Below are 22,873 nucleotides of genomic sequence, written 5' to 3'. Positions count from 1 at the left end.
GGTATGATATATTTTATAGAGTGCGATTTTGCTTCTTGGTCAGGATTATACTCTTGATGATTTTAAGTAAGGCTTCGGCATCTGCATATATAGAACTAAATTGCTTTTCGTCAAGATAGTCTGTTGCGTTTAACAACTCCAACCAGTAACATGTTTCGTCGCATTCTTTTTGAGCAATACCCAATTTATGAATGAAGTCAGCGTCCGATTCTGCATTATAACCTTCACGGATATTAGCTCCCACTGATGTGCCACTCCTGATCAATTGTCGACTTAGAATCGTTTCTCGTTTTGTTTTTCGAAGGTATTGTTCCAGCCTAATAATACGTATTGCAAATGCAAAACTTTTGTCTTTAGTGAGATTAGATTTTTGAGTCATAATGTATGATGTAGGCTTAAGTGAAAAATGGATACTTAAACATACATCATACATTCTATATCATACATCATACGGCTATCTTCAAGATCTCCAGCGCTTTCTCTAAGCGTCCAATTGTTTCGTCTTTGCCGATGATTTCCATGGTTAGCATCAGATCGGGGCCTGCGCCGGAGCCCGTAAGGGCCAACCGCATGGCCTGCATAATTTTTCCCTGTTTGATACCTGCCTGCTGCATTGTATCAGACAATGTGTGTTTGATCGTATCAGCCAGGAATTCACCGTCAAATGACTGTAATGCATCGCGAAAAACAGTTACGGCTTTTACTGCATCAGCATTCCATTTGGCCGTTACAATAGCTTCGTCATAGGCTATTGGCGCATTGAATATCGTCCCGGCCTCAGTAAATATTTCGTGGGCAAAATTGACCCGACCTTTCAATAAAGCCGCAATTTTCTCTGCTTTTTCTATTGAGCAGACAAATCCGGCTTTTTCGGCCTGTTGCTGAACAGTAGGTGCCAGGTCAGTATTTGACTGCTGACGAATGTACTGATGGTTGAACCACTGCGCTTTCTGAATGTCGAAACGGGCCCCTGCTTTATGAACCTGGGTGAGGTCGAAGCTGGCAACGAGTTCGTCCATCGAAAACAACTCCTGCTCGGTGCCTGGGTTCCAGCCGAGTAGGGCTAGAAAATTAATGGTCGCTTCGGGTAAGTAGCCATCTTCGCGGAAACCCCGCGCTACTGTTCCGGTAAATGGATCAGTCCATTGTAGGGGAAAAATCGGAAAACCACCGAGATCAGCATCGCGCTTGCTGAGCTTACCGTTGCCTTCTGGTTTGAGCAACAACGGTAAGTGGGCAAACTGGGGCATTGTATCTTCCCAACCTAAATACCGGTATAGCAACACATGGAGCGGAGCCGAGGGTAACCACTCTTCACCCCGAATGACGTGCGTAATGCCCATCAGATGGTCGTCTACGATATTGGCTAAGTGATAGGTTGGCAACCCGTCGGATTTCAACAGCACTTTATCGTCGATAGCCGACGAGTGAACATTGACCCAACCCCGAATGATATCGTTAAGCCGGACTTCTTCTTTCCGGGGTGTTTTTAGTCGAATCACGTAGGGCTCACCAGCATCCATACGAGCACGAACGTCCTCAGGCTTTAAGGTCAGGGAGTTACGCATTTGCATGCGGGTAATGGCATTGTATTGTGCGGCTGGTGCGTTAGCTTCTTCCAGCCGTTTGCGCATGGCGTCCAGCTCTTCGGCTGTATCGAAAGCGTAATAGGCTTTACCTTCGTTAATCAATCGCTGGGCTTCTTTCTGGTAAATTTCCCGACGCTCCGATTGGCGGTAGGGGCCATCTGGACCTCCTACGCCCTGACCTTCATCGATTTGAATGCCTACCCAGCGTAGCGATTCGAGAATATAATCTTCGGCTCCCGGCACAAAACGATTCTGGTCGGTATCCTCAATACGAAGAAGCATCTTGCCGCCCATTTTTCGGGCGAACAGGTAATTATAAAGCGCAGTACGCACCCCGCCAATATGCAGCGGGCCGGTTGGGCTGGGCGCGAAACGAACGCGAACGGGTTTTGACATAATTTTGTGAGGGGGAGGAAAGGCAGGAAGGGGAGAAAAGGACAAAAGGGAATACAACTATAACCCTTCTCTCTTTTTCTTCCCTTTTCTACCCCTCCTCCCTTTCCTCCTTTTTTATTAAACAGCAATTACCGAAATTTCAACATTAACATCTTTAGGTAGGCGGGCTACTTCAACCGTTTCGCGAGCAGGTGGTTCGCTGGTGAAGAACTGACCATAGACTTCGTTAATAGCAGCGAAATTATTCATGTCCTTCACGAAAATGGTGGATTTAACCACGTTGGTATAATCCAGACCAGCAGCCTTCAAAATAGCCCCGATGTTCTCCATGACCTTTTGTGTTTCAGCCTTAATATCGCCTTTGGGGGCCAGGTCGATGGCAACTTGGCCAGAAACGAACAGGATTCCCGTGCCGGCGGCTACATTTACTTTAACCGCCTGACTGTAGGGACCAATGGGTTCAGGGGCTTGTTCGCTATAAACAATTTGTTTGCTCATGGTTTGTAGTATTGACTGCCAAAGTTACCACTAAACCCCGGATGGTCGAAAATTACGCCATTATCTTCACGAAAAAACGATGGCTGACCTGCGTAAACCAGCCGCTTACTACTTATGTCCTCCTGGAAAGATTTTTTAGTATCTGCATCAACTGATGTTGAAACCCAGTTCGATCGACTCAAAACCCGGCTCTTTGGGCGGCTCGATGCCGAAAAACCCTACCGGATTATTTACTATCGTGGCTTTGGGAGCCCGTCGGAAGTTTTTCTGAAAGGCCGCGTTTTACGTCAGCGCGATTTAAGCACACCCAGCGACCGGGATACGTTCTGGCAAAATCTACTGGCTACCTATCAACGCTTCGGAAGTGATGAAGTGGAAGGTGTTACCGTGCGTGTTGAAGCTTTTGGTCTGGCACACACGACCATAACGGATAAGGAAGGCTACTTTGAGGTGACTATTAACCCTCCGAACGATTTACCGGCCGGTCGGGTATGGTTTCCCGTTCGTTATTCGCTGGAGGGCGTTTTACAGCCTGATACGAAGGAAACGTCAGAGAATCAATCTGTTGTTAAAGATGGTTATCTGATGATTTCCCCACCATTTAGTCAGTTTGGTATTATCTCCGACATCGACGACACCGTGCTCGTGACCGATGCTACAAACTTACTCCAAACGGCACGACTTACGTTTTTAGGAAACGCCTACACCCGCTTGCCCTTTGCGGGAATAGCCGCGTTTTATCGGGCATTACAAAGTGGTCCTGTTACTACGTTGTTCAATCCGATTTATTATGTATCGAGCAGTCCCTGGAATTTATATGACCTTCTGGTTGATTTTTTTCGGATTCAGGGGATTCCGAAAGGACCGATTTTTCTCCGCGATTTTAGCATATCGCCCACGTTTTTATTGCCAGAGGGACACCATGTGCATAAGCTAGCCATGATTCGGAAAGTATTGGACGTGAACCCGCAGTTGCCGTTTGTACTCATTGGGGATAGTGGTCAGCAGGATCCCGAAATTTATACACAGATTGTACGCGAAAACCCGGGCAGAATTCGGGCTATCTATATTCGCGATGTATCGGAAGACCGACGCGACGAAACCGTTCGGGCACTCATCCAAACCACAGAAGCCTACCATGTTCCTATGCTGCTGGTGTCCGACACGGTAGCGGCTGCTGAACACGCAGCCTCGCTGGGATTGATCGACCCCGATACCATTCCCGAAATCCGGGCCGACCGACGGGCAGATACTACTGGTCAGGCATAATCCTGACTACTCATGACCATTTATTCAAAACTTTTCCTTCTTCACGCAACCCTTTTTTACGATAGCCCGTATTGCCAACTGAACCGGTTCAACTGTTCTTTTTCTCATTTTAAACACAGTTGATAGAATGAAGCCTTACGTGTACATGAATCGCCTGGCCTTGCTGACTACTTTAGTTGTAGTGACATTGCTGAGCTGCAAAGACGAGGAAAATCCGACTACGGTATCTTCGGTAGCGATAGGAACAACCACCCTTGGAAACGTGCTGACCGGCGAAGGTGGTAAAACGTTGTACTTTTTTGCGCCTGATGTGGCTGGTGATGCGAATTGCTCCGGTACCTGCAAGGACAACTGGCCCATATTTTACCAGGAAACCCTGACACTGGGTAACAATCTGAAAGCTGCGGACTTTGCGACGATTACCCGCGCTGATGGAGCTAAACAGACAACCTACAAAGGGTGGCCACTTTATTACTTTAAAAATGACGCGAAAGCAGGGGATGTAGCGGGCGAGAATGTAGGCAACGTGTGGATGGTAGCCAAGCCAAACTATACGGTGCAGCTTGCATCCCGACAACTAGTTGGTAGTGACGGCAAAAGTTATACATTTGACACAAAAGAGGGTACTGGGAATTCGCTGTTTTTGACGGATAGCGTTGGACGTACGCTGTATGCATTCGCTTTCGACAAAAACAATAAAAATAACTATACCAAAGCCGATTTTAGTAATGATGGAACCTGGCCAATTTTCGTAACATCATCCACATTAGGAGAGATTCCTTCTGCGCTTAAGAAAACGGATTTTGCAACGATTACGGTTTTTGGCAAAACACAACTTACGTATAAAGGCTGGCCGCTCTATTATTTTGGTTCCGATAACGGACAGAGAGGCAGTACCAAAGGAGTGAGTTTCCCAAAACCAGGAGTATGGCCGGTCGTAAATGCTACGTCGGTGAATGCTCCGAATTAGTGAACGGGTTATCTTTTTGGGTAAGGTTCAGCACCTGACAGACGACCCTTGGGGCTAACCCGAAACCGAGAACCCATAGACTGAATTACTTTGTCCAACGCTCCTAACATACCGGCTTTAACCGACATTTTGGCGGGTTGTCTGCGCAACCACCGGCAAAGTCAGGAAATGCTTTACCGGCAGTTCTACGGGTATGCCATGAGCGTTTGTCTGCGTTATGCACCTACTCGTGATGGGGCGCTGGAAGTGTTGAATGATGGTTTCCTAAAAGTCTTTACACGACTGGATCAGTATGATTCTGCGCAACCGTTTAAAGGCTGGCTTCGACGTATTCTGATCAATGCGGCTATCGACCATTATCGACAGGAGGTGCGTCATCAGCACGACGATGTTGAAAAAGCCGAACAAGTGGTTGCTTCGGAATCGGCGGATGCCTTAAGCCAGCTGTCTTACGAAGAATTATTAGGCTACGTTCAACGTTTATCTCCGGCCTATCGGCTGGTCTTTAATTTATATGTTATGGATGGATTTACGCACGAAGAAATCGCCGGTCAACTCGGTATTTCGGTAGGTGCGTCGAAATCGAACCTGGCTCGGGCGCGCGAAAATCTGCGCCAACTATTGAAACACATAAACTACGATGAGTATGCCAGAGCTAACCGATGACCAATTGGACGGGCTCTTCAGAAAGTCGGTTGAAGAGTTCGATACCCCGTTCGATCCGGCAGCCTGGCAGGATATGAAAGCCCGCCTGGATGCCAACGACCGCACCACGCCCAGCGGTGCATTGATTTGGAAAAATCTGCTCCGTTGGGGCCTGCCTGTTGCACTGCTTATGCTGTTGACAGGTGGCGGTTGGTTTATTTACCGAAAAGCGAATCCTGGTACGGCCACTACCTCAGTGCAAAAAGTAGCAGAAGCCAGGGCAAAAGAAACTACTATAGCTAAAGGAGTGCATCAGTCCGCAACGCCCCAATTAGCCGAAACGCAGCGCCCCACAGAACTAACAACCAGTTCTCCCGAACCTATGGTTAGCGAAGTTGGGCCGTCGGCTAATCGGGCGGAATCGGCTAAGGAGACTACTCGCGAAGTAGGGGAGTCAGCTGAAAATCCTCTTCGCAACGTTGAGAGGTCAGCCAATAAACCGGGTAGCCTGGAAACTAGTGTTGAAAAATCGGAGATGTCGAAGCCGACTGGGCTAAGCAAGTCTACTAGAACGGCACTGGCTAGGAAGTTGACTAAGACTGTAGTTGCAACGAAATCCATACCATCGTCGTATAAGTTGGCATCTGGCCGGAACCGGACCAAGCGAATGCGATCTGATTCGGAGCTAGTAGGGGCAATGAACTCTGAAGAAAAAACGAACCGCCTAAGTAGCGTACCGCTGGCTAGAAGCAGAACCTCTATTCGAAAGCTTCGGAAGCAGCGGAATGCCAGCCAGGACCTAGTGGTGCTTTCGGCAACGGGCTATACTGGTTCGCCAATGCCATCGTTTACAAAGCGATCAGGTATAGACAGACTGAAAGTCGCCCAATCTACTGGGTTGATGTTAACCGGTAGTCCATTCTCGCCTGGATCAGAAGAAGCTACTTCTGTGCTGTTGCCAGCTGTAAATGAGTTATCAGTCCGCCCGGCACGTTGGCCTAAAAATCTGGCCTTCACCGGTCGGCTTGTTGAGCCTTATACCGATACAACCGCACAGCGAGTGGTTTCCAACGCATCAATACCCGTACAACGTGGACTGAGTGTTCGGTTTGTAGTAGCGCCGGATTTAAGTACTATTGGCTTAAAAAACTTTACCCGTCCTGGTACAAATGTGGGCCTATTGCTGGAGTATCGGCTGGCGTCTCGCTGGAGTATTCAGGTGGGGGTGATTAAGAGTACGAAAGTATATAAGGCGCTTCCAAGCGAATACAATGCACCAACGACTTGGTGGCAGCCGCCAATGAAGTCGCCAGATCTGGTTGATGGTCGTTGTAACATGTTCGATATCCCGATCAATATTCGCTATGATGTTGTTATAAAGCCTCGATCAGATGGGCGGTTACCTGACCGCTGGTTTGTGAGCAGTGGCGTAACAAGCTATATCATGAAGCAAGAGGAATACTATTACACATATCCGGCTCATACATATAACCAGCCAACTGAGTATAGCCCTTCTGGTGGTAATACAGGTGGCTATCGCTTCAGCAATCTGAACCTGTCATTTGGTTATGAACGGTCCTTTAGCCGACGATTATCATGGCAGGTGGAGCCGTTTATGAAGGCACCCCTCAAGGGAGTAGGCTTTTTTAAAGTTAACTTACTAAGTACCGGCGCATTTTTCTCTCTCCGCTATAAATTATGAGTAACACGTTTACGTATGATAGTCTACGGGAGGCTATTAATTAATGTACCTACATGAAAACGAACAACCAAATGAAAAGCAATCCAACAGCCGAGCAGATGAACCGCGGAGAGTTTATTCGTAGTCTTGGTATGAGTAGCGCAGCGCTTATGGCATTTTACTGCATGGGAACCGGACTAACCGCCTGCTCAAAAAGTAGTGATGATGTTACGCCGGGCGGTACGGTAGTAACGCCGGCGGCTGGGGTAACCGGTAATGCAGATGCCTCCAAAGGGGCCATTAGCTTTACGGTTGACCTGACCAACTCAAATTACAGCAAGCTAAAAACAGCAGGGCAGTACGCTATAATTGGGAGCCTGATTGTGGCTAAAAGCAAGAGTGGCTCATTCGTTGCACTTTCGAAAACATGTACGCATGAAGGGACAGAAGTTCAGTATCGGGCCGCGCAGGACGATATCTATTGCTCTAATCATGGCTCTGAATATAGCCTAACGGGGGCTGTGGACGTTGGTCCGGCTACGAAGGCATTGACGCAATACAAAACATCCCTCAGTGCAGATGGGAATACCCTAACAGTGACTGCCTAACAACTAAATTTTGCTCGATGAAGTACATTCATTTTGCCGTGCTCCTGTGGCTCGGGATCGGTTTAGCCCGAGCCCAGGATTCGACGGCCGTTCGTCGGGATACCGTTATTGCGCCGACAACAGACGCATCCGCTAACGACCTACTGGCTGGTCTGACAGACTCGACTGAAACGCAAGCCCTGTTGCCCCATAAAATGATTTTTACGCAGCGGGCGTTTTGGGGCCCCAAAGGCTTGCTACGAACCATGAAGATCGCTCCGTTAACATCGGAAGGGCGTGTGCATGAACTGAAAGTTCGACGTACAATGCTCGTGGCGCACCAGATTGGTGGATTTATAACGTTAGCAGGCTTTGTAGCTCAGGGATTACTGGGGGCGAAACTCTATAATGCCAAAGGACAGGATTACGTCGATATAAAGAAATGGCACGAACGGTCGGCTACGTTTATCAACGTTACCTACGGAACTACCCTGGCGTTGTCGCTCACAGCACCTCCACCTGTGGTGGGAGCTAAAAAGGGATTCACGTCGATCAAGCTGCATAAGTATCTGGCTGTTGTGCATTTGACAGGTATGGTGGCGACGAATATTCTGGCCCATATGATTGAGAATAATCCAGACCTGAAACCAATCCATCGGGCGGCTGCTTACACCACATTTGGCGCATACGCAGCTTCGATAGTTTCTTTAACATTCTAAGACCATGAAATACACAGGGAAGTATGGCTTCTGGATAGCCATCGGGATTCTCTTTGCCTTTACTTCGGTACCGATGGCCAAGCGTAAGATAATGGCTGATAAAGCCTTGTCGACGGTCACGTATTCGGCCAAGCATCCACTCCATAAGTGGGATGGCGTGAGTAAAGATGTAAACTGTGCAATCATCTATAATGATGATACGAAACAGCCCGAAAATGTAGCGGTTTCCATAAAAGTAGCGTCATTCGATAGCGACAATAACAACCGCGATTCGCACGCGATGGAAGTACTTGAAGGGCTCAAATACCCCAACGTCACCTTTGTTAGTTCGGATATTAAAGCGGGAGAAAATGGTGCCTTGACCGTGAAAGGTACATTAACCTTTCATGGTGTAGCTAAACCGGCTACACTCCAGGCAACTCGCAAAGACGCGGGTGGAAAAATGACCCTAACAGGTGAGTTCCCCGTTAATATGAGCGATCATAATATTGAGCGGCCATCGTTAATGGGTATGAAAACCGAAGATGCTATGGTGCTTAAGTTTGATGTGGTTTTTGGGCTGTAGTTAAACAAGTAAGCAGAATTATATTGAATGATATAGGGTATGACCCCATTGGGACCACAAAGTGAGTTAATCTCAATTGGCGTGGCTATCTGTCGGACGAGAGGTTAAAATCAATGTAGAGCAAGTCAAACTTTTTTTGAAAGAGTACAGGATTTACAGGATATTTTCTAGGAGATGTCCAGTAAATCCTGTACTCGTTTCTGAGCGAGGTTGACTTGTTCGTACATTGAACCTAACACATGATACCATACGCCTACATGAGAAAAATAGTTGTACTTCTTCTTGCTCTAGTATCTATTCCAGCCACTGCTCAAAAGCAATTTTCTTCCAAACAGATTCAGGAATTCGATGCCTACGTAGAGGCTGTTCGTAAACAATGGGAGGTTCCTGGTTTATCGATCACCGTCGTTAAAGACAATAAAGTACTTTTCAAGAAAGGCTACGGCGTTCGTGAATTGGGCAAGCCTGATCTCGTTGATACCCAGACATTATTTGCCTGTGCTTCGACAACAAAAGCCATGACTGTTGCTCTGATGGGTATGCTGGTGGATGAAGGGAAACTCGCTTGGAACGATCCCGTTTCCAAGTATTTACCCGAACTACAGTTGTATGACCCCTATGTAACCCGGGAGCTAAAAATTCGTGATTTACTCATTCATGACACCGGTATCGGCAGCACCGATTTTATGACGGGAGCCATGACCATTCCGGCTAATGAAATGTTTCGACGGATGGTTATGGTAAAGCCGAGTTACCCGTTTCGGGCCGGGTTTGCTTATCAGAATACGTTTTATTCCGCTGCCGGGCGTATAATCGAACGGATTGCCGGAAAGACCTGGGCTGAATTTCTGAAAGAACGAATCTTTACGCCCCTGGGAATGGACCGGACTGCCCCTAAGCGCGGCTACATTAAGGATGATAATCTAACCAAACCCCACTACAACATCAACGATACCATTCGGGTCATTGAATACGGTGCTGATAGCGAAATTGGCTCTGCGGGTGCAGTCTGGTCATCGGCAGATGATATCAGCAAATGGGTAATCTGTATGCTCGACAGCAGCAAATACAACGGTGGGCGTTTACTAAAGCCCGAAACCTGGGCTGAGATGTTTACCCCACAAACGTTTTTCCCGGAAGACGAATACCCGACTATGCAAATTCTGAAGCCCAACTGGCGCACCTATGGCCTAGCCTGGTATCAGCACGATTATAAGGGACATAAAGTGAATTTTCATACGGGTAGTCTGTCGGGTCTTACGGCCATCACTGCCCAATTGCCTGATGAGAAATTGGGTGTTTACGTATTCGGCAATTATGACCATGCCGAAGTTCGTCATGCCCTTGTGTATAAGACCTTCGATTGGTTTGCCCTGGGCGGTACCCGCAACTGGAGTACGGAATTTAAGAAGCTATACGACGGCTTAAAAGAGCAAGGCAAAAAGGCCGAAAAAGCATTTATTGACAAACGAGTACCGAATACGTCGCCTTCCTTGACCCTGGCAGCTTACACCGGAAAATACACCAGCCCCTTATATGGGCAGGCGGAGGTAAGTGTGCAAGGGAACCAATTAGTCGTCAATGTGAATGATAATAGCCTGAACGCTAATTTATCGCACTGGCATTACGATACGTTTTGCGGTCCTTACAAAAAAGCCTGGTTGGGAAAAGCCAGAGGGCGTTTCATTCTTGGTGCATCGGGTAAAGTCGATACACTGATTTTTGATGGTCTGGAGTTTAAAAAGGAATTGTAAAGAGTTCGTTATACCAGTGAAGTCGGGTTCTTCAACCCGACTTAGGAGGTTTCTCAAAACCTACCGATTACACAAGGTTTTTAGAAACCTCGCTTGTCCGTTTTAAGAAACGGACACCACTATAAATATCGTTGGGATTGGCTTAGGCTGGCTAGATATAAAATCAACTGACCACCGTCTGCCGTTTCAATCCACGTCCAACCAGTGTCGCGCTAATGATGATCAGTAGAGAAGCTAGAAAGAAGGGTGCTCCAGGTAAATAAACTGGTGCTGCTGGCGACGTGAAAAACGAAAATAGGTTGGTCATAATAAGCGGCCCGAAAATAGACGTCGTGCTGGTTAAGCTGGTTAAAGCACCCTGCAACTCGCCCTGTTCGTTAGCTGGAACCTGGTTCGAAATAATGCCCTGAATGGATGGTCCGGCAATACCGCCCAATGCGTACACAGCCATGAACGCAAACATCATCCAGCTTTGGTTAGCGAAGCCAAATAAGGCGAACCCAATGGCGCTGAACATCATGCCGACATAGACTGATTTCTCCTGCCCTAATTTTGGAATAAGCACCCGGCTGAGGCCCCCCTGTACAATGGCAAAGGATAAGCCAATGGTCGCCAGCGACAAGCCGACCGTCTTTTCATCCCACTTGAATTTCTCCATCGTGTAGAACGTCCACGTTCCCTGCACGGCAAATCCGGCAATATAAACCAGTACCAATGAGGCCACCAGTCCTAAAATAACCGGGTACTTTCCCAACCGCATCAATGAACCAATCGGATTGGCACGTCGCCAGTCGAAGGGACGACGATGTTCGGGAGCGAGCGATTCGGGCAGGATAAAAAAGCCGTACAGGAAGTTAATCATGGTTAGTCCTGCCGCTACAAAAAACGGTACACGCGGGCCATATTGGCCCAGAAATCCACCGACAGCGGGCCCAAGAATAAACCCAACGCCAAAGGCAGCTCCGACTAATCCAAAATTCTGCGCTCGTTTTTCGGGGGTACTAATGTCGGCAATATAAGCGGTTGCGGTGGTAAAGCTGGCTCCCGTAATTCCTGCAATCAGTCGCCCGATAAACAGCCATTCGATTGTTGGGGCAAATCCCTGAAATATGTAATCAACGCCAAACCCAAATAGCGAAAACAGCAGCACCGGCCGACGGCCGAAGCGATCACTCAACCCGCCCAATATAGGAGAGAACAGAAACTGCATCCCAGCATACGAGAACGATAGCCACCCCCCCCAACTAGCCGCCTGGCTGATATTGCCATGAATGAGTTGTTCAATCAGTTTCGGGAAAACCGGAATAATGATACCCAGCCCCGTTACGTCAATCAGCAAGGTTATGAAAATGAAAACTAAGGCCGGAGCGGTACGGTTTTTCATGAAGAGGAGAAAAGGGAGGAGGGGGAGGAGAGGGAAAAAGGGGGGGAGTTGGTACATGCCCTCTCTTCCCCTTCTTCCCTCTCCTCCCCCTCCTCCCTAAAAATTAAGCGTATGTATTCAACATCACAGGCATCACCAGCATCAGGATGTCTTCGTTTTCTTCTTTATCTGCAGGAATGAGCAGGCCAGCCCGGTTTGGAGCTGACATTTCGAGCGAAATCATTTTGGCGCTCAGGTTGCTCAACACTTCAGACATCAGCTTGGCATTAAAACCAATCTCCATTGGGTCGCCGTCGTAGTCGCAGAGGAGCTTTTCGTTGGCTTCGTTAGAGTAGTCTAAATCTTCGGCCGAAATAGTCAGCGAGTTCGCCTTGAGCGACAGCCGAATTTGGTGCGTGGTGCGGTTGGCGTAGATCATGATCCGCTTCAGCGAGTTCAGCAGGTCAGTCCGGCCAATGGTCATCACGTTCGGATTGTTGGTTGGAATGGCGTTTTCGTAGTCAGGGAAACGCTCGTCGATCAGGCGGCAAATCAACTGCGTTGGGCCAAACGTGAACGAAGCATTGGCCTGACTGAATTCTGCAACGACAGCTACATTTTCGGGCAACGATGCCTTCAGTAATTGCAGCGCCTTGCGAGGAATGATAATCGACGTGCTGGCCGATGAACCGAGATCGGTACGGCGGTAGCGAATAAGCCGGTGACCGTCGGTAGCTACAAACGTTGCATTCTCGTCATTTATCTGTAAAAGCACACCCGTCATCGCTGGGCGAAGGTCGTCGGTGCTGGTGGCGAATACCGTGTTGTTGATCGCGCTCAGCAGTACGTCGGACGTCATTTCGACCGACATATTTTTGTTAACGGTCGGCAGTTTTGGAAAGTCAATCGGGTTTTCGCCGGAGAGTTTATAGCGACCGTTGTCCGTCAGAATTTCGGTGCCGAATGTTTCGGTGTCGATGTTGACGGTAACGGGTTGTTCAGGTAAACTACGAAGCGTATCCAGCAATAATTTAGCTGGAATGGCAATCGCTCCATTATCGCTGGCATCGACTGGAATCTGCGTTGTCATGGTTGTTTGCAGATCCGACGCGGTTACCGTAAGGGTCCCATCGTCAATGCGAAACAGGAAATTTTCGAGAATCGGTACGATTGGGTTGGTGGCAACCACCCCGTTTATATGCTGAAGGTTTTTAAGCAGGACAGATGAGGAAACTATAAATTTCATGGGCCAAGCGTCTAAGGCGTTCATTAATGTATATGAGAACAAAAGTAGCAAAAAAAGCCGACAGCCTGCGCATGTATTATCAGAACCTTTCGGGGGTAAATGGCCGTTGTAGTAACGAATGAATAATGGATGATGGAGAATGTAATCAATGGCGATTCTGGCTGCATTATCAATTATTCATTCTCCATTACCCATTAAAAATATGGAAGCTGAAATCATCAATCGCGTTGCCAATAGCGGCCTTATGACGCTGGATCTGGAAGATTATTATCATCCCGGTGAGCGGGTCGTTTACGACTTGAAAGACAACCTCTTTATGGGGCTAATCCTAAAAGAAAAGGACTTTCGGGCTTTTTTGAAAGAACACGACTGGAGCCAGTACGCGGGTAAAAACGTAGCTATTACCTGCACTGAAGATGCTATTGTGCCAACCTGGGCCTATATGCTGCTAACAATTCAGCTACAACCTTATGCGAATACGGTTGTGTTCGGCAATCGAACAGATCTTGAAGAGAAACTCTATTTCGACGCAATCGCCCAAATCAAACCCGAGGAGTATCGGGATGCCCGCGTCGTGGTAAAAGGCTGTTCGAAAGTTCCGGTGCCAACAGCGGCTTATGTCGAGATCACACGCCTGTTGCGTCCTGTGGTGCAAAGCCTGCTTTTTGGTGAGCCATGTAGCACCGTGCCTTTGTATAAACGCCCGAAGGGGTAGACGTGGCTTTCCCGTCGGGTTCGTCTGGTATTGCACCTAATCAACGTCTTATCCTGATGAATAAGGTATCCTCACAGATGGAGGATACCAAGATGATTCTATATACTGATGATATTTTGCTGCTTCTAGTTGAGTAGTTATAAAAGCTGCCCTTTTTGATAACTCACCGGCGTGGTACCGGTCCATCGCCGAAAGGCCCGATTGAAGGCACTTAACTCATTGTATCCGAGAATATAGGAGACTTCTTTTACGGGGTGCTGGCCCGTTTGGAGGTAATGCAAGGCCAGGGATTTTCGGATGGAATCAGTCAGTTGTTGATACGTTACACCCTCTTCCTGTAACTTCCGTTGTAAACTACGGCTGCTCACGTTCAGATTGGCCGCAATGGCATCGAGCGTTGGGACGCCCAGATACGCATTGGCTAACAGGAAATTGTTAATCCGTTCGCTTAACGACGTTTTGGTCGTGTGCGCTTCATCGAGTGCGCTTACCTTCCGTAACAACACCGCCTGTAATTCATAATCTGCGGTTAGAATAAGTTCATCCCAAAACCGACTGTCGAACTCCAGTGCATAATCCGTAGCATTCTGAATAGACTGGCAGCGCAGCACGCGTATGTATTCGGGCAGGTCTGCTAGTTCGACCGGCATCCTGACCGAAATGGGCCGTATTTTTTGCAGAATCAAACCATCGACCTCGTGCAGGGTAAAGGCCATGAAAAAGTCCATCATCTGGCGAAATACCAGAGGAGAACTCGCCTGATTCTCAGCCGAAGGAATGAATTGAATCGTGAAGGATTGCCCGCAACGGTTTACCGACATAGTGAGCAGATCTGTAATCAGGTGAGAAAAGGCCGCAGCCTGTGTCAGCGCTTCGCCAATCGTTTGGCTATGACGGATCAACTCACCCACCACCCCTAACGCGGCCACCTGCAACGACTCACCAAAATGAAGCCCGAAGAATGAATCCTTGCTTAATTCAGTCGCATTCAACCATAATGCATTGATTTGTTGCACGGTCAGGCTGGGACTCGATTCACTTTTCAACGTATCTAACTCAATACCTGAAAGATGGCATAACTGTGCCGGGTCGGTATTTTTCTGGACAGCATAGGCCAGTACGTTCAGCGACAGGCGTTTCTGATAGTCTTGCATAACACAAAACTACAGAAATAGCGCATCGTGTTTTTCCCCTGGCGTGAACTGGTAATGAGTTGGCGTCTGAAGACAAACTTGGCACACTTACACGCCAAACTTTCGAAGGTTATAAACAAAACTCACCAGGAAATAGCGCGTCAGCACCCGGCTTTGTACATCCTCTACATAGGAATCGCCCGTGTTCCGAATCACACTCCGATTCTGGTTCAGCAAATCGAAACCCTGAACACGAAATTCACCCTGTTTTGCTTTCAGAAACTGCCAGGCGAGAGCGGCATTCCAAAGCGTAAACTGCTGATTGTAGCCTGCCGCCCGACCGGTAGTTGCGGTATAGGTTAGATCGCTGGTGAGGACGAAATTGAACGGGAGCTGCCAATGCACATCGGCGGTTGCGTATTGCGACCAGTAGGCCGTATTCTGCTTTGACAGGAGCGAATAAGTGGCTGTCTGGTAGCTAACCGTTCCGCTAATGCCGTAGTCTACCTTACCGTTATAAGCAGATTGCAGTCGAAACCCCTGGCCCAGACTAACGTTTCTAGACTCGTTCGATTGGTCATTGATTAAACTCACAGCCCGAGTAAAACTGGCATTGGTCATCAGGCTGATACCCAGTTTGCTCGGCTGAAGCGTTCGCCCTATCGACAGGGAGCCATTCGCGGACAAATACCCGCCGGTATTTATTGGTTGGGTTGTCTGTACCCCAGTACTGTTAACAGTTGTCATTGTGCTGATTCGGTTGTCGCTATGGTTCAGACTGGCAAACAAAAACAGACTTTTGCCACCCATCCCACTAGAGCCGTTGAAGGTCAACGTAAGATTATTGTAATATTCAGGCCGAAGTGCGGGGTTTCCAAGGCGAATGTTCAGCGGATTGGTGTTATCCACAACGGGCTGCAACTGCGTTATCGAGGGCGGACTCAACCTCGTTCGGTATTGTAGTCGCAGGCTGCGATTCCTGGAAAACGTATAGCTAAAGAGCGCATTAGGCATCAAATTCAGGTATCTTCGGCTATTCGTCGTATCGACCGATCGGTTATCGACCCGTAATTCCGACTGCTGTAGATCAAAACCTAAGGCGTAGCTGTACCGAAGCCGTCGCGTTTGGAGAGTTGAGCCCAGACGGTGCGTGGCGAAGAGGCTACCAAAATGATTACTCAGGGCGGCCTTTGGGCGGTCGTACTGCCCGTTCACGTCGTTAGCATCGACCACATCGCGCTCGGCCCGGTTCCGATTCGTTGCGTATGCGTACCGAAGCTCCAGCTTTTGGGTGAGCGAAAGCGGTTCGGTGAACGATAGTGTCAGCGTATTCTGGAGTGCGTAGCTATTCTGCCGGTTGCGCTGATTGAGCCGGGTGGTACTGAGTGAATTTGTACCAGTTGAATCATAAAACAGATTAGTAGACTGATTGAGTGCATTGGTCATCCCATTTGTCAGCACCGTATTCAGATTCGCCGATAACGTCCGCCCTTCCCGACGAAATTTCCGCATGAGCAACAGGTTGTTGTAGCCGTTTAAACCATCGCCGGTTGAGCCATAGCGGGTATCACCATCGTTGAGGGACTGTCCTGCTGGCAAATATGATCGGCTGGTTGTTCGGCTGTCGTAACCCGTGGTTTGCCACGACACGTTCGGGGTTATACGTAGGTTAGTCATCGAGTCGAGTTGCCAGTCGAGACGGGCATTGAAGCGATGGGTCGTCTGCCGATTCTGCGAATAATTATGCTGATCGGTGAGGAACGACCGGTCGGGTAGTACATTCTCGCGTCGGCTTTGCTGGTCGGTCGTTGTGATGGCCTGATTGAGGAAATAGCTCGATGATAGTTCAGCACGTTTTCCCAGCTTATCCCGGTAATTTAAACCACCCGCTTTAATCTCGATGATGTTCGTGGGCGATTGATTAGCTGCGGTTTCTAGACCACCTGGCCCACCAACAATCACGGGTCCACCCGCACCACCACCCAGCGTAAAGTTCTGTTGATTAAGGTTGTTCGCCTGCCCAATTAAGGAAAGCTGACGGCCCGGTCCGTCGATACGGTTGTTGAAGCGATTCACGTTCAAGCGGCTCTGATAGCGTGCATCAGTACCGGCACCAACAGAATTCTGTCCAAAATAACCTTTCCGCTTATCTCGCTTAATGGTGAGATTGATGGTGCGTTCGCGGTTACCGTCGTCGATACCCGAAAACTGTGACTGATCCGACGATTGATCGTAGAGTTGTACTTTATCGACAATATCAGCGGGGAGATTGCGGGTGGCCATCTTAGGATCACTACCGAAAAAGGGTTTCCCATCCACCAGCACCCGACTAACTGCCTGCCCCTGTGCTTTTATCGTACCATCACGCGCCACTTCCACGCCGGGCAGTTTTCGAAGCAACTCCTCCACCTGTGCATTGGGTTGGGTTTTAAAGGAACCCGCGTTGAATTCCACCGTATCTCCCTTGACGGCAACAGGAGCCCGTTCCTGCTTAACAACCACTTCGCTCAGCGTATTGGCCTGCTCGGTCATTCGCAATACGCCAATATCGACTGACGTTTCCCGGCTAACCGTTACCAGGGAAGAGGTATTTCGATAGCCAAGGAACGTCACCAATAATCGAAAACGACCCGTGCCTACATTGCGTAGCCGAAACTGGCCATCGCCGTTCGTAATCGTGGCATCTATATACGTGGAGTCCTGGTCGGTGAGTAGCGAAACGGAAGCTAGGCGCAGTGGTTTGCCGCTCACCGAATCGACTACGGAGCCTACAACTTCTGATTTCCCCGTCGCTTTTTGGGCAAGTAAATGACTGCTCCTGGCTACTAGCAGGAGGATAAAAAGAGAGAAGAATTTCATGTTGTATTCAGGATGAAGAAGGTTTTTTTTGACAGGATTAACAGGATTTACAAGATTGAGGAGAAGAAAAAATCCTACAAATCCTGTTAATCCTGTCGAAAAAAGCCGATCAGTTGCGTTCGCCCATCATCATTTGCTGCTGAAAATCCGCCATGGCTTTTTGGCGGAGATCGGCTAGTTGCTCCGTAGTGACAGTTTGCGCCTGAGCAGATGGCTGAACCTCTTTAGCGTCGATAGCCGATAGATTGACCTTCGTGGCCCGGAATTGCTCGCGGCTACTTTCGACCAGGAGCACTACACCCGATTCGGGAGTTAGCTCACGAATGGGCGAGTACGTAATGGGTAGCTCGGTGGTGAACCAAACGGTGTAGGTTTCTTTCTTGAACGGTACAGTCGCTTTACGGCAGGTATAGCCCGCAATTTTTTTGGTTTGATCGGTGATTTGCCAGTCGCCCGTGCGTTGAATGGGTGTTCCAGCGCGGTAAAGTTTAGCGTCTTTATCTTTGCCAATAGTCAGCAACGTAACGGTTTTCTGATTAGCCAGATCGACAAATATCTTCTCTTCGAATGGCGGACTGAAATTTGTATTTCGGGGTACACCACCGCCACCGCCCGGCCCCGGCCTACTATCCATTCTAATAGAAATAGTTTGCGCATCCCGGCTCTCTTTGGCGTATTTATCATCGAATGTCACCTTCTGGCCAAAGGTGCGGGTATCTGGAATGTCGGTTGGGAAGTTAGGGTCGCCGGGTTTGACCTGTTCGCCGTTGATGACGATACGCGTCGCGGAGAGATCTACTTTCCTAACAACTTCATAATTGATGTGCCCGGATGTTTGCGCCAGCATCGGGCGGGCGGCTGCCAGAAGCAGTGAGAGGAGAATGGTTAACATACTATGCGTTTTCATACACAATCGCTTGATTTGATTTAATGAGTCAAAGGTCAGGCGATGCTTTGTAACGCACTGCTATATAGTGTTAAACAGTGTTAACGGGTACGCAAAGGCGAGCCTGACAACGTAGATTTGTTCATGAACCGGCGCATACGTTCAATTTTCTGGTTAATGACTACCTGCATTGTGGGGATCAATGCCTTTCAGGGTTATTGGCTCTGGACGACCTACCAGCTCAACCGAGAGCAATTTGCCCATACGGTTCAGGACGCGCTGTTTCAGGTATTGGAACGTCAACAGGTAGACTCCGCGAAGCAATTGATGCGTAAACGGCCTACGGGTACTCTGACAGAAGCTCGTATGTCGACCGGTTCGGAGACGCAAATTATTGTACGTCGTTTCGATAGACCAGGCGAAGCTTCCGGTGGCGACAAGGCTCAGGTTTTTGTCCGCAGGCGGAATGATAGTTTGCACGCAACCAAATCGCCCGAGCGACTTGTCGTCACCTACAATGCAGGTCGGCCAGCTACTAAATCCGTTTCATTTCGAGCCGATACCCTCGCCCGCAGAATCTCTAAGCTGGTTTTGCTCGATTGGGCGGCTGGTGTCGATGTCAACCTGAGCAAATTGACAGTAGCCTATGCAAAAGAACTCCGCCGTCGTGCGATTGACGCCGATTTTAAGCTCGACACACTTACCATCCGATCGCAACAAACTCAGCAGCAATCCCAGGATAATGTCTTTATCGTTCGTAAGCTAGCTACACCTCAGGTGACAAAAAATGATAACGTTCTAAGAACAACACCGGAGCCATTGAATCCCGTAAAAAATCTGTTTGTACAGGCTTCATTTGGTACACCAACGTTTTACCTGCTTCGGCGGATGGGCTGGTTGCTGGGCAGCTCCGTGTTTTTATTAATCCTGACCACGGGTTGCTTTCTGTTTATGCTGGCCACGATTCTGCGCCAGAAGAAGTTGTCGGAAGTTAAAAACGACTTCATTAACAACATGACGCATGAGCTAAAAACACCCATCGCAACGGTGACGGCGGCCATTGAAGCACTCCAGAATTTCGGGGCGTTGAACGACCCGAAGAAAACCCAGACCTACTTAGCCATCTCTCAAAATAACCTGCAACGATTGTCGGACCTAGTCGAGAAAGTATTGAACCTGGCCATCGAAGAGAAGCGTGATCTGGAACTTCAGCCCGAACTTGTTAATCTGGCGAATCTAGCCAATGAGCTGATTACCAATCACCAACTTCGTGCGCCGAAACCGATTCACGCGACGCTGGCTATTCCTGCCGACACCATCGTCTCGGTTGATCGTGTCCATTTTAGTAATGCGCTGAATAATCTGATCGACAACGCCATTAACTATTCCCATGACCAGGTCAACATTAGTCTGACGTATCAACAGCAGGCTAGCGGCTGGCAACTGATCGTAGCCGACAATGGGATTGGCATCCCGAAAGCCTATCAGTCCGCTATTTTCGACCGTTTTTTTCGGGTACCCACCGGCGATCTTCATCCGGTAAAAGGGTTTGGTTTGGGGCTGGCCTATGTTCAGCAGGTGATTGAACGACATGGCGGGCGAATCCGGGTGCAGAGCGAACCTGGCAAGGGCAGTGCGTTTATTCTAGACTTTTGAGTTATGCCGACCGTTTTACTGATTGAAGATGAGCCCGCTCTGGGCATGATTGTTCGGGATAGCCTCGAAGTCCGTGGCTTCACGGTGTTATACGCCAGCGAAGGCAATGAGGGACTAACCTTCTTCCGACAACATCAGCCCGATATTGTGGTGGCCGATGTCATGATGCCCCAAATGGACGGTTTCACCCTGGCCGAACACATTCGTCAGGAAAATTCCGATGTACCAATCATATTTCTGACCGCCCGCTCGCAAACTGCCGACGTAGTACGCGGTTTTGAATTGGGCGGCAACGATTACCTCAAAAAACCCTTTAGTCTGGACGAACTGATCGTTCGGATCAATGCGCTGTTGCGCCGAAAGCCAGCTTCTCTGCCATCGTCAACGTTGGAGCTAACCATCGGGCGTTATCAATTCGACCCCTCGAAACAAAAACTCATGCTGGGCGGTCAGACAGTTCTCCTATCGCACCGCGAAGCCGAACTGCTCCGGCGGTTGTACGAGCAACGAAATCAGGTCCTCGAACGCAGTACCGTGTTGACAGAGCTTTGGGGCGAAGACTCGTTTTTCAACGGCCGCAGCCTGGATGTGTTTATTACCAAGCTTCGGCGGCACCTACGAGAAGATGCACAAATTCAGATCATCAACATTCGGGGTATCGGCTATAAGTTGATTGTTTAAGTAAGAGTAGCCTAGACGTCCAGGCTACCATAAACCGTTGTATCAAACGGCATTCGGTACAAACAGCATCAAATAAACCTTCCTGGTGGCGTCAACTGGTAATTAGCTGGCGGCTGATGGTAAAACCCAGCCGTCGGGTGACCTGTACTTTTGTCAAAAAAACGCCATGGAAACAATTATAGTCGCCCTCATGCTGGCTCTGGGCCAGCCTACATCATCACGTCAACAAGTTCATAATCAATTCAAAACAAACACGATGGAAACACAATCAATGCAAGTCGTTCGTACCTTTTTAACCGCCGTTCAGAAAGGCGATCAGGCAAAACTAGCATCGCTCATTCACCCGGCTATTGAGTGGAACCAGCCGGGAAACAATCGGTTTTCGGGAATTAAGAAGTCAAGTACGGAAGTCTTTCAAATGGTAGGCGGCATGTTTCAGGCCACCGATAATAGCCTGGCCCTAACCGACATCAACGTCCTAACGGCCAACGGTAACAGCGTGGCCTGTCTGGTTCACTGGAAAGCCGTACAACCAAACGGAGGGATACTCGATGTCGACAACATTGACGTATATACCGTTGAGAACGGCCAGATTGTGAAAGCCAAAGTGTACTCGGCCGACGTAGCACAGGAAGATAATTTCTGGTTGAAGTAATGGCGGGTATACAGCCTGTAAGCCATAAAAGTATCCCGATCAATAAAGAACGCTGCTGGGAAGTTCTCACATATGACAAGTTTCATATATTTGCCAATATCATCGGCTAATCACCTGAAGCGAATTCTGGATAAGCAGCCTTGAACAAGCTGCTTATTTTCTATCGAGACTACTCCGCATAACCTAGTTTACGGCATGAAAAAAACTGCTTTACTTGTATTCCCTCTGGCGCTACTAGCGGCCTGTGCTACTCCTCAGCAGGATATTACTCCGTCTGTTTCGCAAACTCCACCCGTACTAAGTCCCGAGAAAACCGGAGCCGTACTAATAGGGCCGCTCGTGCAAATCACGGATTATTTTCTGACTACAGCTGGTGAAAAGACGGTAACGCTCAATGGGAAATCCCTGAACGTAAGCTGGCGGCTTAAGAATACCTATGCGTACGATGCACAAAATCGGCTCATCCGTCAGAGAACTACAGTCTGGAACAATAGCAGCTGGTGGGAGGAGCTTTCCTACCAATACACCCCCGACCTTGCTCAGCGGTATCAGAATTCTGAGAATAAGGATTTACTGAACATTTTACTCCTGACGGATAAAGGATATATAAAAGGAAATGCGAGCCCGGACGAATACATCTATAACTCCGACGGTTATCTGATCAGCTATAAAGGAAATGGCCAACAGGATACTTACACGGTAAAAGATGGCAATGTTGTTGCGAAGGAAACGGTCTATAATTCCGGTGGTGTACAACGAAATAGCTACGAGTATGATCTGACAAAACCCAGCATTCCGTCGCCATTGACATTCCGTGGCCAGCAGAATCGGAATTTGCTTGTCAAACAAACGCTGGTCTCTACCAATCTGGCTTCTTCTGTGTCGCAGACCACCGTATTCATCTATTCCTACAATTATGATCAGCAGGATCGCCCCATACGGGAATTTGTTGTTGCAGATACCGAGGCTACGCCAAGAAGCGTGCGGGAATTCGTCTATCAATAAC

Annotated in this window: 21 protein-coding genes; 13 read left to right on the top strand and 8 right to left on the bottom strand. The window is 48.5% G+C overall.

Going from position 1 to position 22,873, the window contains the following annotated elements; genetic code table 11:
- Nucleotides 1-13 precede the first annotated feature (13 nt).
- The 3 genes from EXU85_RS32430 to EXU85_RS32420 form a co-directional block, all read right to left on the bottom strand.
- The gene (locus tag EXU85_RS32430) at nucleotides 14-379 is read right to left on the bottom strand and encodes a four helix bundle protein (RefSeq protein WP_142776047.1); all 366 of its coding nucleotides are present in this window, start codon (nucleotides 377-379) and stop codon (nucleotides 14-16) included.
- A gap of 67 nt (nucleotides 380-446) precedes the next feature.
- Nucleotides 447-1,985 carry a glutamate--tRNA ligase gene (gltX, locus tag EXU85_RS32425; protein ID WP_210422421.1) on the bottom strand — a complete coding sequence of 513 codons (1,539 nt, stop codon included), beginning with the start codon at nucleotides 1,983-1,985 and terminating at the stop codon, nucleotides 447-449.
- 117 nt (nucleotides 1,986-2,102) lie between these two features.
- A complete protein-coding gene (locus EXU85_RS32420; RefSeq protein ID WP_142776046.1) occupies nucleotides 2,103-2,483 on the bottom strand; it encodes a Rid family detoxifying hydrolase in 381 nt (126 codons plus the stop codon).
- 114 nt (nucleotides 2,484-2,597) lie between these two features.
- Here EXU85_RS32420 and EXU85_RS32415 point away from each other — a divergent pair, with 114 nt between their 5' ends.
- The 8 genes from EXU85_RS32415 (at nucleotide 2,598) to EXU85_RS32380 (ending at nucleotide 10,673) form a co-directional block, all read left to right on the top strand.
- Entirely contained in the window at nucleotides 2,598-3,752 is a 1,155-nt protein-coding gene (locus EXU85_RS32415; RefSeq protein WP_142776045.1) for an App1 family protein, read from the top strand.
- Between the two features lie 127 nt (nucleotides 3,753-3,879).
- Nucleotides 3,880-4,722, top strand: coding sequence for a hypothetical protein (locus tag EXU85_RS32410; protein ID WP_142776044.1), 843 nt, complete (start codon nucleotides 3,880-3,882; stop codon nucleotides 4,720-4,722).
- 90 nt (nucleotides 4,723-4,812) lie between these two features.
- Nucleotides 4,813-5,388, top strand: coding sequence for an RNA polymerase sigma factor (locus EXU85_RS32405; RefSeq protein WP_142776043.1), 576 nt, complete (start codon nucleotides 4,813-4,815; stop codon nucleotides 5,386-5,388).
- Entirely contained in the window at nucleotides 5,369-7,069 is a 1,701-nt protein-coding gene (locus EXU85_RS32400) for a PorT family protein (RefSeq protein WP_142776042.1), read from the top strand. Before EXU85_RS32405 ends, EXU85_RS32400 begins: the two co-directional genes overlap by 20 nt.
- 53 nt (nucleotides 7,070-7,122) lie before the next feature.
- Nucleotides 7,123-7,656 (top strand): ubiquinol-cytochrome c reductase iron-sulfur subunit, encoded by a 534-nt coding sequence (locus tag EXU85_RS32395; RefSeq protein WP_246859343.1) that lies wholly within the window; start codon nucleotides 7,123-7,125, stop codon nucleotides 7,654-7,656.
- Between the two features lie 17 nt (nucleotides 7,657-7,673).
- Nucleotides 7,674-8,354: a hypothetical protein gene (locus EXU85_RS32390; RefSeq protein ID WP_142776041.1), complete on the top strand. Its 681-nt coding sequence runs from the start codon at nucleotides 7,674-7,676 to the stop codon at nucleotides 8,352-8,354.
- A gap of 4 nt (nucleotides 8,355-8,358) precedes the next feature.
- Nucleotides 8,359-8,919 (top strand): YceI family protein, encoded by a 561-nt coding sequence (locus EXU85_RS32385; RefSeq protein WP_142776040.1) that lies wholly within the window; start codon nucleotides 8,359-8,361, stop codon nucleotides 8,917-8,919.
- 257 nt (nucleotides 8,920-9,176) lie between these two features.
- Nucleotides 9,177-10,673: a serine hydrolase gene (locus EXU85_RS32380; RefSeq protein ID WP_142776039.1), complete on the top strand. Its 1,497-nt coding sequence runs from the start codon at nucleotides 9,177-9,179 to the stop codon at nucleotides 10,671-10,673.
- A 163-nt stretch (nucleotides 10,674-10,836) separates the two neighbouring features.
- On the opposite strand, the gene EXU85_RS32375 is transcribed toward EXU85_RS32380, so the two are convergent.
- Both EXU85_RS32375 and dnaN read right to left on the bottom strand, forming a co-directional pair.
- Nucleotides 10,837-12,057, bottom strand: coding sequence for a TCR/Tet family MFS transporter (locus EXU85_RS32375; RefSeq protein WP_142776038.1), 1,221 nt, complete (start codon nucleotides 12,055-12,057; stop codon nucleotides 10,837-10,839).
- Between the two features lie 103 nt (nucleotides 12,058-12,160).
- The gene (dnaN, locus tag EXU85_RS32370) at nucleotides 12,161-13,282 is read right to left on the bottom strand and encodes a DNA polymerase III subunit beta (protein WP_142776037.1); all 1,122 of its coding nucleotides are present in this window, start codon (nucleotides 13,280-13,282) and stop codon (nucleotides 12,161-12,163) included.
- A gap of 202 nt (nucleotides 13,283-13,484) precedes the next feature.
- On the opposite strand from dnaN, the gene EXU85_RS32365 reads away from it, so the two are divergent.
- A complete protein-coding gene (locus tag EXU85_RS32365) occupies nucleotides 13,485-13,997 on the top strand; it encodes a DUF2480 family protein (RefSeq protein WP_142776036.1) in 513 nt (170 codons plus the stop codon).
- A gap of 137 nt (nucleotides 13,998-14,134) precedes the next feature.
- Here EXU85_RS32365 and EXU85_RS32360 read toward each other — a convergent pair whose 3' ends face one another.
- The 3 genes from EXU85_RS32360 to EXU85_RS32350 form a co-directional block, all read right to left on the bottom strand.
- Nucleotides 14,135-15,151, bottom strand: coding sequence for an AraC family transcriptional regulator (locus EXU85_RS32360; RefSeq protein ID WP_142776035.1), 1,017 nt, complete (start codon nucleotides 15,149-15,151; stop codon nucleotides 14,135-14,137).
- Nucleotides 15,152-15,238: 87 nt separating this feature from the next.
- Nucleotides 15,239-17,989, bottom strand: coding sequence for an outer membrane beta-barrel family protein (locus EXU85_RS32355; protein WP_142776034.1), 2,751 nt, complete (start codon nucleotides 17,987-17,989; stop codon nucleotides 15,239-15,241).
- A gap of 109 nt (nucleotides 17,990-18,098) precedes the next feature.
- On the bottom strand, nucleotides 18,099-18,896 hold the full coding sequence (locus tag EXU85_RS32350; protein ID WP_142776033.1) for a GLPGLI family protein: 798 nt from the start codon (nucleotides 18,894-18,896) through the stop codon (nucleotides 18,099-18,101).
- 156 nt (nucleotides 18,897-19,052) lie between these two features.
- Between EXU85_RS32350 and EXU85_RS32345 the strand changes: the two genes are divergently transcribed.
- The 4 genes from EXU85_RS32345 to EXU85_RS32330 all read left to right on the top strand — a co-directional run bounded on the left by EXU85_RS32345 (nucleotide 19,053) and on the right by EXU85_RS32330 (nucleotide 22,872).
- Nucleotides 19,053-20,531 (top strand): cell wall metabolism sensor histidine kinase WalK, encoded by a 1,479-nt coding sequence (locus EXU85_RS32345; RefSeq protein WP_246859342.1) that lies wholly within the window; start codon nucleotides 19,053-19,055, stop codon nucleotides 20,529-20,531.
- A 3-nt stretch (nucleotides 20,532-20,534) separates the two neighbouring features.
- Nucleotides 20,535-21,212, top strand: a complete 678-nt coding sequence (locus EXU85_RS32340; RefSeq protein ID WP_142776031.1) for a response regulator transcription factor — start codon at nucleotides 20,535-20,537, stop codon at nucleotides 21,210-21,212.
- Nucleotides 21,213-21,378: 166 nt separating this feature from the next.
- On the top strand, nucleotides 21,379-21,867 hold the full coding sequence (locus EXU85_RS32335) for a nuclear transport factor 2 family protein (RefSeq protein ID WP_246859341.1): 489 nt from the start codon (nucleotides 21,379-21,381) through the stop codon (nucleotides 21,865-21,867).
- 195 nt (nucleotides 21,868-22,062) lie between these two features.
- The gene (locus EXU85_RS32330; protein WP_142776030.1) at nucleotides 22,063-22,872 is read left to right on the top strand and encodes a hypothetical protein; all 810 of its coding nucleotides are present in this window, start codon (nucleotides 22,063-22,065) and stop codon (nucleotides 22,870-22,872) included.
- Nucleotide 22,873 lies beyond the last annotated feature (1 nt).

Source organism: Spirosoma sp. KCTC 42546 (assembly GCF_006965485.1).
In the GTDB taxonomy this organism is placed as follows: Bacteria; Bacteroidota; Bacteroidia; order Cytophagales; family Spirosomataceae; genus Spirosoma.
The sequence above is the reverse complement of the archived record's forward strand: the minus strand, read 5'-3'. Positions and strand labels throughout refer to the sequence as shown.